Here is a 12,226-nt window from a genome sequence, read left to right on the forward strand (position 1 = left end):
GGGACTCCATGAGCCAACACTACCCACGCGACCTGAAGGGCTACGGCCCCAAGCCGCCGCATGCCGAATGGCCCGGCCAGGCCCGGGTCGCCGTGCAGTTCGTCCTGAATTTCGAAGAAGGCGGCGAGAACAGCGTGCTGCACGGCGATGCCGGCAGCGAGCAGTTCCTGTCCGAGATGTTCAATCCGGCGGCCTTCCCCGACCGCCACCTGAGCATGGAAGGCATCTATGAATACGGCTCGCGGGTCGGGGTCTGGCGCATCCTGCGCGAATTCGAACAGCGCGGCCTGCCGCTGACCGTGTTCGGCGTCGGCATGGCGCTCGAGCGCTGCCCGGACGTCGCCGCCGCCTTCAAGGACCTGGGGCACGAGATCGCCTGCCACGGCTGGCGCTGGATCAGCTACCAGAACGTCGACGAAGCCACCGAGCGCGAACACATGGCGCTCGGGATGCAGGCCATCGAGCGCCTGCTAGGGGAGCGCCCGCGCGGCTGGTACACCGGCCGCGACAGTTCGAACACGCGGCGCCTGGTGGCCGACTACGGCGGCTTCGAATACGACAGCGATTATTACGGCGACGACCTGCCCTTCTGGATGCGGGTGCGCCGCAGCGACGGCGAACAGGTACCGCAGCTGGTGGTGCCCTATACGCTGGACTGCAACGACATGCGCTTCGCCCTGCCGCAGGGCTTCTCGCACGGCGATCCCTTCTTCGCCTACCTGCGCGACGCCTTCGACGTGCATTACGCGGAAGGCGCGGAGCGTCCCACGATGATGAGCATCGGCATGCACTGCCGCCTGCTCGGCCGGCCCGGCCGTTTCCGCGCGCTGCAGCGCTTCCTCGACCACGTGCAGCAGCATGACCGCGTCTGGGTCGCGCGCCGCATCGACATCGCGCGCCACTGGAAACAGGCCCACCCCTACGACCCGGCCACCGCCTTTCCCTGGGAGTAAACATGCTGACCCTCGAACGACTCAACGCCGCCGACGAGGCGGAATTCACCGCCCTGCTCGACGGCGTCTACGAACACTCGCCCTGGATCGCCGCGCGCGCCTGGCAACAGCGGCCCTTCTCCAGCCTGGCGCAGTTGAAGCTCGCGCTGGTCGAGGCGGTGCGTAGCGCGCCCGGCGAAGCCAAGCTGGGCCTGATCCGCGCCCACCCGGAACTGGCGGGCAAGGCCATGGTGTCGAAAGCGCTGACGGCGGAATCGACAAATGAGCAGAACAAGGCCGGCCTGACCGATTGCACGCCGGAGGAATTCGCCACCATCCAGCAGCTCAATGCCGCCTACAACGCGAAATTCGGCTTCCCCTTCATCCTCGCGGTGCGCGGCCCGCGCGGCGCCGGTCTCCCGAAGCGCGAGATCATCGCCAYCTTCGCCCGCCGGCTGAACAACCAGCCCGACTTCGAGCTGTCGGAGGCGCTGCGCAACATCCACCGCATCGCCGAGATCCGCCTGAACGACAAGTTCGGCCACGAACCCGTGCTCGGCAACCTGGTGTGGGACTGGGCCGAGGAACTGGCCGTGCACAGCGACCCCGGCTACGCCGAACGCGGCGAGCTGTGCGTCACCTACCTGACCGATGCCCACCGCGCCTGCGCGGCCCAGCTGGCGCGCTGGATGCGCGAGGACTGCGGCTTCGACGAGGTCCGCGTCGACGCCGTCGGCAACGTGGTCGGTGTCTACCACGGCGCCGACCCGCGGGCCAGGCGCCTGATGACCGGCTCCCATTACGACACGGTGCGCAACGGCGGCAAGTACGACGGCCGCCTGGGCATCCTGGTACCGATGGCCTGCGTGCGCGAGCTGCATCGCCAGGGACGCCGCCTGGGCTACGGCATCGAGGTGGTCGCCTTCGCCGAAGAGGAAGGCCAGCGCTACAAGGCCGTGTTCCTGGGCTCGGGCGCCCTCACCGGCAGCTTCGACCACGACTGGCTCGAACAGGCCGACGCCGACGGCGTCACGATGCGCGCGGCCATCGAGCAGGCCGGCCTGAAGGTGGACGACATCGCGGCCCTGAAGCGCGACCCGGCCGGCTACCTCGGCTTCGTCGAGACCCATATCGAACAGGGTCCGGTGCTGAACGACGCCGACCTGCCGCTGGGCGTGGTCACCTCGATCAACGGCAGCGTGCGTTTCTTCGGCGAGATCGTCGGCATGGCCAGCCATGCCGGCACCACGCCGATGACGATGCGGCGCGACGCCGTCGCCGCGGCCGCCGAACTGGTGCTGTACGCCGAGGAGCGTGGCGCGCTGGTGCCCGACCTGGTCGCCACCGTCGGCATGCTGGAAGTGCCGAACGGCTCGATCAACGTGGTGCCCGGACGCTGCCGTTTCAGCCTCGACGTGCGCGCCACCACGAATGAAGTCCGCGATGCCTGCGCCCGCGACATCCAGGAAAAGCTGCGCGAGATCTGCGCCCGTCGCGGCCTGCAGTACACGCTCGAAGAATCGATGCGCGCGGCAGCGGCGCCCTGCGACCCGGCCTGGCGCCAGCGCTGGGAACGCGCCGTCGAGACCCTCGGCCTGCCGGTGTTCCGCATGCCCAGCGGCGCCGGCCACGACGCCATGATGCTGCATCGGATGATGCCGCAGGCCATGTTGTTCCTGCGCGGCCTGAACGCCGGCATCAGCCACAACCCGCTGGAATCCATCACCAACGACGACGCCGACCTGTGCGTGCGCGCCTTCTCCACTCTGCTCGACCAACTAGCCACGGACCCGACATGACTACCAACACCGCTGCCCCTTACGAGAACCTCGACGCCTGGATCGACGCCCACTTCGACGAGGAGGTGCGCTTCCTGCAGGAGCTGGTGCGCGTGCCCACCGACACCCCGCCGGGTAACAATGCGCCGCACGCCGAACGCACCGCCGAACTGCTGCAGGGCTTCGGCTTCGTCGCCGAACGCCATGCGGTGCCGGCGCCGGTCGTCGAGCAGGCCGGCCTGCAGACCATCACCAACCTGGTGGTGCGCCGCCAGTACGGCAACGGCCGCACCATTGCCCTGAACGCCCACGGCGACGTGGTGCCGCCGGGCGAAGGCTGGACCCATCCGCCCTACGGCGCCGAGATCGCCGACGGCAAGCTGTACGGCCGCGCCGCCGCGGTCAGCAAGTGCGACTTCGCGACCTTCACCTTCGCCACCCGCGCCCTCGAAGCGCTGGGCGCCCCGCTGAAAGGCGGTGTCGAACTCTACTTCACCTACGACGAGGAATTCGGCGGCGAACTCGGTCCGGGCTGGCTGCTGGACCAGGGACTGGTCAAGCCGGACCTCCTGATCGCGGCCGGCTTCAGCTACCAGGTCGTCACCGCCCACAACGGCTGCCTGCAGATGGAAGTCACGGTCAACGGCAAGATGGGCCACGCGGCGGTGCCGGAGACCGGCGTCGACGCCCTGCAGGCCGCGACCCGCATCCTGGTCGCCCTGTACGACCAGAACCGCATCTACAAGCAGACCCGCAGCCAGGTGAAGGGCATCAGCCACCCCTACCTGAACGTCGGCCTGATCGAAGGCGGCACCAACACCAATGTGGTGCCGGGCAAGGTGGTGCTCAAGCTCGACCGCCGCATGATCCCGGAAGAGAATCCGGCGGAAGTCGAAGCCTCGCTGCGCAAGCTGATCCAGGAAGCGGTGGCCGACTGCCCGGGCATCGGCATCGAGATCCGCCGCCTGCTGCTGGCCAACGCGCTCAAGCCGCTGCCGGGCAACCAGCCGATGGTGGACGCCCTGTCGCGCCATGCCAGCGCCGTGTTCGACGAAGCGATCGAAGCCGCCGGCACCCCGCTGTACACCGATGCCCGCCTGTTCGGCGAGCGCGGCATTCCAGCCGTGCTGTATGGCGCCGGCCCGCGCACGGTGGGCGAAAGCAATGCCAAGCGGGCGGACGAGCATATCGACCTGGAGGATTTGCGCCGTGCGACCAAGGTGATTGCGCGGGCGTTGTTCGATCTGCTGGATTAAAACCGTTGTCCCGGCACCCCACGTCGTTCCCGCGAAGGCGGGAACCCAAGGGGTCTCACGTCATCCCCGCTTTCGCGGGAACGACGGCGTTAAATCACCTCGCGCACCCGCGCCACATGCAGCAGATTGGTGCTACCGGCCCGTCCCGACGGGAATCCCGCCACCACCACCACGTCGTCATCCGGCCCGGCCAGCCCATGCTGCACGGCCGCCACCGCCCCATCGGCCACCATGCCGCCCAGGGTCCTGGCTTCCTCGAAAGGCAACGGATGCACGCCCCAGGCCAGCGCCAGGCGGCGCGCGATCGCCGGATTCGGGGTCAGGGCCAGGATCGGCGCGGCCGGGCGTTCGCGGCTGGCGCGCAGGCAGCTCGCGCCGCTCGTGGTGTAGGCCACGATGGCCGCCGGCGCCAGCAGGCTGGCGACGCGCCGCAGGGCGCAGCAGATCGCGTCCGCGGTGGTCGCTTCGGCCGGCGTATGGCTGGCGTCCAGGCCGATGCGCCAACGCGGATCCTTCTCGACCTCGCGGATCACGTCGTCCATCACCGTCACCGCCTCGACCGGATACTGGCCGGACGCCGACTCGGCCGACAGCATCACCGCATCCGCGCCCTCATAGATCGCGCTGGCGACGTCCGACACCTCGGCGCGGGTCGGCACCGGCGCCGTCACCATCGACTCCAGCATCTGCGTGGCCACCACCACCGGGCGTCCGGCCGCGCGCGCCGCGTGCACGATGCGGCGCTGCAGGACCGGCACCTGCTGCGGCGGCAGCTCCACGCCGAGGTCGCCGCGCGCGACCATGACGCCGTCCGACAGCGCGACGATCTCATCCAGCGCATCGATGGCGGCCGGCTTTTCCAGCTTGGCCATGAGCCAGGCGCGGTCGCCCACCAGCGCGCGCGCCTCGCGGATATCGTCGGGGCGCTGCACGAAGGACAGCGCGACCCAGTCGACGCCCAGCTCCAGGCCGAAGGCGAGATCCGCGCGGTCCTTGGCGGTCAGCGGCGAGATCGGCAGCACCACGCCCGGCACGTTGACGCCCTTGCGCTCCAGCAGCGGCCCGCCGACCAGCACCGTGGTCTCGGCATGGTCCGGACCGCAGGCGTCCACGCGCAGGCGCAGCTTGCCGTCGTCCAGCAGCAGCTCGATGCCGGGATGCAGCGCCGCGAAGATTTCCGGATGCGGCAGCTCGGCGCGTGCGGCGTCGCCGCTTGCCGGGTCGAGGTCGAGCCGGAAGCGCTTGCCGGCCTCCAGCATCGCCTTGCCGCCGGCCAGGCGGCCGACCCGCAGCTTCGGGCCCTGCRGGTCCATCAGGATGCCGATCGGGCGCCGCAGTTCGCGCTCCACTTCGCGGATCGTGGCGTAGCGCGCGGCGTGGTCGGCATGGCAGCCGTGGCTGAAGTTCAGGCGGAACACGTCGGCGCCGGCGACGGCCAGCGCATGGATGCGCTCGTAGGTGGCGCTGGAGGGGCCGAGGGTGGCGAGGATGCGGGAACGGCGTTGACGTAGCATGGCAAGTCCTGTCGAAAAAAAGGCAGGTACAGCGCTGCTGCGCCGCGCCTGCCAATGGAGGAAAGCGGGTGCCGCTTGGGCAGCTTACACGAGCAGTATCGCCCGGAAGTCGTTTACATTGGTCAGTGTCGGCCCGGTGACGAGGGCGTCGCCGAGCGCGCCGAAGAAGGTATGGGCATCATTATCGTCCAGGCTGTCGCGCGGCGGCATTCCCTTGGCCCAGGCGCGCGCCAGGGTATCCGGCGCCATGAAGGCGCCGGCCACTTCTTCCGCGCCGTCGACGCCGTCGGTGTCGGCCGCCAGCGCGTGGATGCCGGAGGCGCCGTCCAGCGCCAGCGCGAGGGCCAGCAGGAACTCGACGTTGCGTCCGCCCCGGCCCTGGCCGCGCAGGGTCACCGTGGTCTCGCCGCCGGACAGCAGTACGCAGGGCGCGGCCAGCGGTTGTCCATGGCGCCGCGCCTGCAGCGCGATGCCGGCCATGACCTTGGCGACTTCCCTCGCCTCGCCCTCGATGCTGTCGCCGAGGATCAGCGGGGTGACGCCGGCCTCGCGCGCCACCGCGGCCGCCGCTTCCAGCGCCATCTGCGGCGAGGCGATCATGCGGGTGCTGACCTTCGCCAGGCGCGGGTCGCCCGGCTTGACGCTTTCGCCTTCGCCGCTTTCGAGCAGGCGGCGGGCGCCGGCCGGCAGCTCGATGCCGTAGCGTCGCACGATGGCCAACGCGTCAAGGCAGGTGGTCGGGTCGGCCACGGTGGGACCGGAGGCGATGTCGATCGGGTCGTCGCCGGGCACGTCCGAAATCAAGAGGTTGACGACGCGCGCCGGATGGCAGGCCGCGGCCAGGCGCCCGCCCTTGATGGCGGACAGGTGGCGGCGCACGCAATTCATCTCGGTGATGCTGGCGCCGCAGGCCAGCAGCGCGCGGTTGATGGCCTGCTTGTCTTCCAGCGTGATGCCCTCGCCCGGCAGCGGCAGCAGGGCCGAACCGCCGCCCGAGATCAGGCAGATCACCAGGTCGTCGGGCCCCAGGCCGCGCACCGTGTCCAGCATCTGCCGCGCCGCTTCGAGGCCGGCGGCGTCCGGCACCGGATGCGCCGCCTCGACGATCCTGATGCGCTCGCAGGGCACCGCATAGCCGTAGCGCGTCGCGACCAGCCCGCTGAGCGGGCCGGGCCAGTGGCGCTCGAGGGCCTGCGCCATCGCGCTCGACGCCTTGCCGGCGCCGATGACGATCGTACGTCCCTTCGGCGGCTGCGGCAGGTATGCGGGGATGCGGCGCGCCGGCTGGGCGGCGTCGACCGCGGCCTGGAACATGCGCCCGAGCAGCCCGCGCGGATCGGTGAACGTCGCCGACTCCATCAGGCTTCCTGGGCGACCGCGAAGTTGGACATGATCTCCAGCGCGCGCACCATGGCCGAGTGGTCCCAGTTGCCGCCGCCGTGGGCCGCGCAGGTGTTGAACAGTTCCTGGGCGGTGGCGGTGTTCGGCAGCGCCACGCCCAGTTGGCGTCCGGTGGCCAGCGCCAGGTTCAGGTCCTTGCGGTGCAGGTCGATGCGGAAGCCCGGCGCGAAGCTGCGCTTGACCATGCGCTCACCGTGCACTTCGAGGATGCGCGAAGAGGCGAAGCCGCCCATCAGTGCCTCGCGCACGCGGGCGGGGTCGGCGCCGGCCTTGGCCGCCAGCAGCAGGGCCTCGCCGACCGCCTCGATGGTCAGCGCCACGATGATCTGGTTGGCGACTTTGGTGATCTGGCCGTCGCCGTTGCCGCCGACCAGGGTGATGTTCTTGCCCATCAGCTGGAACAGCGGACGCACGCGGTCGAAGGCCGCCTCGCTGCCGCCCACCATGATGGTGAGCGAAGCCGCCTTGGCGCCGACCTCGCCGCCCGACACCGGCGCGTCCAGGTACTCGCAACCGAGTTCCTTGATGCGGCGCGCGAAATCCTTGGTGGCCACCGGCGAGATCGAGCTCATGTCGACCACGACCTTGCCGCGGTCAAGCCCATCCTTGAGGCCCGCCGCCACGCCATCCGGCGCGAACAGCACCTCTTCCACCTGCGGGGTGTCCGGCACCATGATGATGACGATGTCGGCTTGCCGGGCCACGTCGGCGCTGCTGCCGCAGGCGCGCGCGCCGGCGTCCAGCAGGCTGGCGGGCGTCTCGCCGTGGGTGTAGGTGTACAGGGTGTGGCCGTTGCTCGCCAGGTGGCCCGCCATCGGGGCGCCCATGATGCCCAGGCCGATGAATCCGATCTTTGCCATGTCGTTCTCCTCGTGTGTTCTCTGTTGTTCGTGTGGGTTCAGCCGGCCAGCGCCTCGATCCAGCCCAGGCCCGCGCGGGTATCCGCGGCCGGCTTGTACTCGCAGCCGATCCAGCCCTCGTAGCCGAGCTTGTCGATATGACGGAACAGCCAGGGGTAGTTGATCTCGCCGGTGCCGGGCTCGTTGCGGCCCGGGTTGTCCGCCACCTGGATGTGGGCGATGCGGCCCAGGTGCCTGGCGATCGTGTTGCCGAGCTCTCCCTCCATGCGCTGGGCGTGGTAGATGTCGTACTGCAGGAAGAGATTGTCCGAGCCGACTTCGTCGATGATGGCGATGGCCTGCCCGGTGCGGTTCAGCCAGAAGCCGGGGATGTCGCGATTGTTGACCGGCTCGATCAGCAGGCGGATGCCGGCTTCCTTCAGCTTGACGGAGGCAAAGCGGACGTTGTCGACGAAGGTCTGGTGCACGCGCTCGGGATCGGCGTCGGCCGGGGCGATACCGGCCAGGCAGTTCAGCTGCTTGCAGCCGAGCTGGCGGGCGTAATCGATGGCGCGGCCGACGCCGTCCTGGAATTCGCCCGCGCGCCCGGGTATGCAGGCGATGCCGCGTTCGCCCTTGTCCCAGTCACCGGCCGGCAGGTTGTGCAGGACCTGGGTCAGCTGGTGGCGGTCCAGCCGTTCGGCCAGCGCGCCGGCCTCGAAGGCATAGGGGAAGAGGTACTCGACACCCTTGAAACCGGCATCGGCGGCGGCCTGGAAGCGGTCGAGGAAGGGGATCTCGTTGAACAGCATGGTCAGGTTGGCTGCGAACTTCGGCATGTTCTTCTCTCCTTCAGGCCTGGGTGTGGGCGATGGCGGTGGGCGCGTCGGCGATGCTGACGGCCAGCGCTTCGAATTCGTTGACGGCGTCGATCTCGGTGCCCATCGCGATATTCGTGACGCGCTCCAGGATGATCTCGACGATCACCGGCACGCGGTGCTCGCGCATCCAGTCCCTCGCCTGGGCGAAGGCCGGCTGGATGTCCTCGGCGCGGCGCACGCGGATCGCCTTGCAGCCGAGGCCTTCGGCCACCGCCACGTGGTCGACCCCGTAGCTCTCCAGCGCCGGCGCGTTGATGTTCTCGAAGGCGAGCTGCACGCAGTAATCCATGTCGAAGCCGCGCTGGGCCTGGCGGATCAGGCCGAGGTAGGCGTTGTTGACCACCACGTGCAGGTAGGGCAGCTTGAACTGGGCGCCCACGGCCAGCTCCTCGATCATGAACTGGAAGTCGTAGTCGCCCGAGATGGCGACCACCTCGCGCTGCGGGTCGGCGGCGCACACGCCCAGCGCGGCCGGAATGGTCCAGCCCAGCGGGCCGGCCTGGCCGCAGTTGATCCAGTGGCGCGCCTTGTAGACGTGCAGGAACTGGGCGGCGGCGATCTGCGACAGGCCGATCGTGCTGACGTAGCAGGCGTCCGGCCCGAAGGCGCGGTTCATCTCCTCGTACACGCGCTGCGGCTTGAGCGGTGCGTCCTCGAAGTGGGTCTTGCGCAGCATGCTGCGCTTGCGGGCCTGGCACTCCTCGACCCAGGCGCCGCGGTCGGGCAGGCCGTCGATCAGCTTGAGGCCGCGCGCCACGTCGATCAGCAGGTCGAGCGCGGCGCCGGCATCCGACACGATGCCGAAATCCGGATCGAACACGCGGCCGATCTGGGTCGGCTCGATGTCGATGTGGACGAACTTGCGCCCCTTGGTATAGACGTCGACCGAGCCGGTGTGGCGGTTCGCCCAGCGGTTGCCGATGCCGATCACGAAGTCGGAGGCCAGCATGGTGGCGTTGCCGTAGCGGTGGGAGGTCTGCAGGCCGACCATGCCCGCCATCAGCGGATGGTCGTCCGGAATCGCGCCCCAGCCCATCAGGGTGGGAATCACCGGCACGCCGACGATCTCCGCGAATTCCTGCAGCTTGGCGGCCGCGTCGGCATTGATCACGCCGCCCCCGCAGACGATCAGCGGCCGCTCGGCCGCATTCAGCATCGACAGCGCCTTTTCGGCCTGGGCGCGGGTGGCGGCCGGCTTGTAGACCGGCAGCGAAGAATAGGTCTCGACGTCGAACTCGATCTCGGCCATCTGGACGTCGAAAGGCAGGTCGATCAGCACCGGGCCCGGACGGCCGGACCGCATGATGTGGAAGGCTTGCTGGAACACGCGCGGCACCAGTGCCGGCTCGCGCACCGTGACCGCCCACTTGGTGACCGGCTTGGCAATCGATTCGATGTCGACCGCCTGGAAGTCTTCCTTGTACAGCCGGGCGCGGGGGGCCTGGCCGGTAATGCATAGGATAGGTATCGAATCGGCCCAGGCAGAGTAGAGTCCGGTGATCATGTCGGTGCCGGCCGGGCCGGAAGTGCCGATGCACACGCCGATGTTGCCGGCCCGTGCGCGGGTATAGCCCTCGGCCATGTGGGAAGCGCCTTCGACGTGGCGCGCCAGCACGTGCTCGAAGCCGCCGCTCTTCTTCATCGCCGAATAAAGCGGGTTGATGGCCGCGCCCRGCACGCCGAACACCTTGCCCACCCCTTCCCTGCGCAGCACCGCCGCTGCCGCATCGATTGCCCTCATACGGGCCATAGTCGCCTCCCTTGCCGTGGATTGATCGGATGATGGAATCCAGAATAGCGACAAAGCCGGGACTGTTGAATTGCTGCTACCATCGAGTCTGTCGATACTTGAAGTATGGAGTGCACCACCGATGGACCGCTATACCGAAATCCGCAGCTTCGTGCTCGTCACCGAGAAGGGCAGCTTCGCCGCCGCTGCCCTGGTGGAGGGCGTGACCCCGGTGGTCATGGGGCGGCGCCTCGATGCGCTCGAACAGCGCCTGGGCGTGCGCCTGATGCACCGCTCCACGCGCGGGCTCACGCTGACGGCCCTGGGCGAGCAGTTCATCGAACCCTGCCGCCAGTTGCTGCGCGACTTCGACATCACCGAGAACAGCATCAGCGAGGGCCGCAGCACGGTGCGCGGCCACCTGGTCGTCTCGGCGCCGGCGGCCTTCGGGCGCTCGCACGTGGCGCCGCATGCGCCGGCCTTCCGCGCCATCCATCCGGATCTCAAGATGTCCTTCAATTTCACCGACAGCGTGGTCGACCTGGTGCGCGAGGGTTACGACATGTCGATCCGCATCGGCGAAGTACAGGACCCGAACTATGTAGCGATCCCGCTGTTCCCGAACCGGCGCGTGGTGTGCGGCACCCCGGCCTACTTCGAGCGCCACGGCATGCCCGCGGCGCCGGAAGACCTGGTGCGACACAACTGCCTGGCCTTCAACCTGCAGGGCGGCCAGCAGCGCGGCTGGACCTTCCAGCGCGACGGCAAGCTGTTCGCGGTGCGCGTCGACGGCGACCTCGCCTGCAACGACGGCGAGCTGTTGTTCGGCTGGGTCAAGCAAGGGCTGGGCATCGGCTGGCGCTCGACCTGGGAGATCCAGGCCGAGCTGAAACGCGGGGAACTGGTGACGGTGCTCGACGAATTCGCGGTGCACGACTATCCGATCCAGGCCGTGTATCCGCAGCAGCGCTACCTGCCGGCGAAGATCCGGCATTTCATCGACTACCTGAAGGCGATCTACAACCGGCCGGGCTATTGGGAAGGACCGGGAGCGGCCGGCGCCTGAGCCGACGGCGGCTGTGCCAGGGTCTCGAGCCGCTGCGCGATAGTCGCCGGCGACAGTTCGCCGGCGCGGCGGTCGACCAGCCGGCCGCGCGCATCGAAGAACAGCGTCGTCGGCAGGCCGACCGAGTTGCTCTGCCTGGCGAGGGTCCTGGTCGTGTCGAGGACGACGTTGCGCAGTTCCAGGCCTTGCGCCGACAGATAGGCCTTCACCGCGGCCGCCGATTCGCCCTGGTTGGCGAACAGGAAGTCCACTTCCGGATGCTCGGCCTGGGCCCGGGCCAGCGCCGGCATCTCGCGTCGGCATGGCGGGCACCAGCTGGCCCACAGATTCACCACCACAGGCCGGCCCGATCCGGAAGGCAGCCGCATCGCCTGCCCGTCCAGGGTGGCGAATTCCGCCGCCGGCAAGCGCTGTTGCGGCGGCCACTGCTTGATGGCGGCATTCCCGGCGCTCCAGACCAGCACGCCCGCAGCGAGTGCGCCCAGCAGCGGAATCCGCCTGGCGGAGCGCCGCCACATCAGCCAGGCAGCCGCGGCGCCGGCCGCCGCCAGTCCGGCCGCCGGCATGAAACCGCCGTCGCGCAGGTCGGGTATGCGCAAGGGTTCCGCGAAATACAGGTTGTGGTAGCGCAGGACGAAGCCGGCGCGCGCCGCGAGCAGGATCCAGGCCGCCAGCAGCCACAGCGGACCTTCGGCGTCCAGCCGCCGGCGCTTCGCCAGACGCACGCCGAGCACCAGCGCCGCGGCCAGGGCGAGGAACACCAGCAAGGTATGCAGGGGCAGCATGAAGGGGCCGAGTGCGAGATCAGTCATATCGAAGAGGATCAACAA

General features: G+C 69.2%; 10 protein-coding genes. 4 read left to right on the plus strand and 6 right to left on the minus strand.

The features are described from left to right. Nucleotides 1–8: 8 nt before the first annotated feature. The 3 genes from puuE to AC1DIX_RS14205 are packed head-to-tail and all read left to right on the plus strand — an operon-like array spanning nucleotide 9 to nucleotide 3,966. A complete protein-coding gene (gene puuE / locus AC1DIX_RS14195; protein ID WP_477325146.1) occupies nucleotides 9–953 on the plus strand; it encodes an allantoinase PuuE in 945 nt (314 codons plus the stop codon). A 2-nt stretch (nucleotides 954–955) separates the two neighbouring features. Next, nucleotides 956–2,731 (plus strand): 2-oxo-4-hydroxy-4-carboxy-5-ureidoimidazoline decarboxylase, encoded by a 1,776-nt coding sequence (gene uraD / locus AC1DIX_RS14200; protein ID WP_477325148.1) that lies wholly within the window; start codon nucleotides 956–958, stop codon nucleotides 2,729–2,731. Beyond that, the gene (locus tag AC1DIX_RS14205) at nucleotides 2,728–3,966 is read left to right on the plus strand and encodes a M20 family metallopeptidase (protein WP_477325150.1); all 1,239 of its coding nucleotides are present in this window, start codon (nucleotides 2,728–2,730) and stop codon (nucleotides 3,964–3,966) included. The genes uraD and AC1DIX_RS14205 overlap by 4 nt, the downstream gene beginning before the upstream one ends. An 89-nt stretch (nucleotides 3,967–4,055) precedes the next feature. On the opposite strand, the gene pyk is transcribed toward AC1DIX_RS14205, so the two are convergent. From pyk to gcl, 5 genes are all read right to left on the minus strand, one after another. Then, nucleotides 4,056–5,480, minus strand: coding sequence for a pyruvate kinase (gene pyk / locus AC1DIX_RS14210; protein ID WP_477325152.1), 1,425 nt, complete (start codon nucleotides 5,478–5,480; stop codon nucleotides 4,056–4,058). Nucleotides 5,481–5,564: 84 nt separating this feature from the next. Continuing rightward, on the minus strand, nucleotides 5,565–6,839 hold the full coding sequence (locus tag AC1DIX_RS14215) for a glycerate kinase type-2 family protein (RefSeq protein ID WP_477325154.1): 1,275 nt from the start codon (nucleotides 6,837–6,839) through the stop codon (nucleotides 5,565–5,567). Further along, nucleotides 6,839–7,741, minus strand: a complete 903-nt coding sequence (locus AC1DIX_RS14220; RefSeq protein WP_477325156.1) for a 2-hydroxy-3-oxopropionate reductase — start codon at nucleotides 7,739–7,741, stop codon at nucleotides 6,839–6,841. The genes AC1DIX_RS14215 and AC1DIX_RS14220 overlap by 1 nt, the downstream gene beginning before the upstream one ends. Before the next feature lie 38 nt (nucleotides 7,742–7,779). Next, entirely contained in the window at nucleotides 7,780–8,559 is a 780-nt protein-coding gene (gene hyi / locus AC1DIX_RS14225) for a hydroxypyruvate isomerase (RefSeq protein ID WP_477325158.1), read from the minus strand. A gap of 13 nt (nucleotides 8,560–8,572) precedes the next feature. Beyond that, nucleotides 8,573–10,351, minus strand: a complete 1,779-nt coding sequence (gcl, locus tag AC1DIX_RS14230; protein ID WP_477325160.1) for a glyoxylate carboligase — start codon at nucleotides 10,349–10,351, stop codon at nucleotides 8,573–8,575. A 121-nt stretch (nucleotides 10,352–10,472) separates the two neighbouring features. Between gcl and AC1DIX_RS14235 the strand changes: the two genes are divergently transcribed. Beyond that, nucleotides 10,473–11,396, plus strand: coding sequence for a LysR family transcriptional regulator (locus AC1DIX_RS14235; protein ID WP_441933300.1), 924 nt, complete (start codon nucleotides 10,473–10,475; stop codon nucleotides 11,394–11,396). Here AC1DIX_RS14235 and AC1DIX_RS14240 read toward each other — a convergent pair. After that, nucleotides 11,363–12,208, minus strand: coding sequence for a TlpA family protein disulfide reductase (locus AC1DIX_RS14240; RefSeq protein WP_477325163.1), 846 nt, complete (start codon nucleotides 12,206–12,208; stop codon nucleotides 11,363–11,365). The genes AC1DIX_RS14235 and AC1DIX_RS14240 overlap by 34 nt on opposite strands. Nucleotides 12,209–12,226: the final 18 nt, after the last annotated feature.

This window comes from Massilia sp. 05N420 (assembly GCF_056397205.1).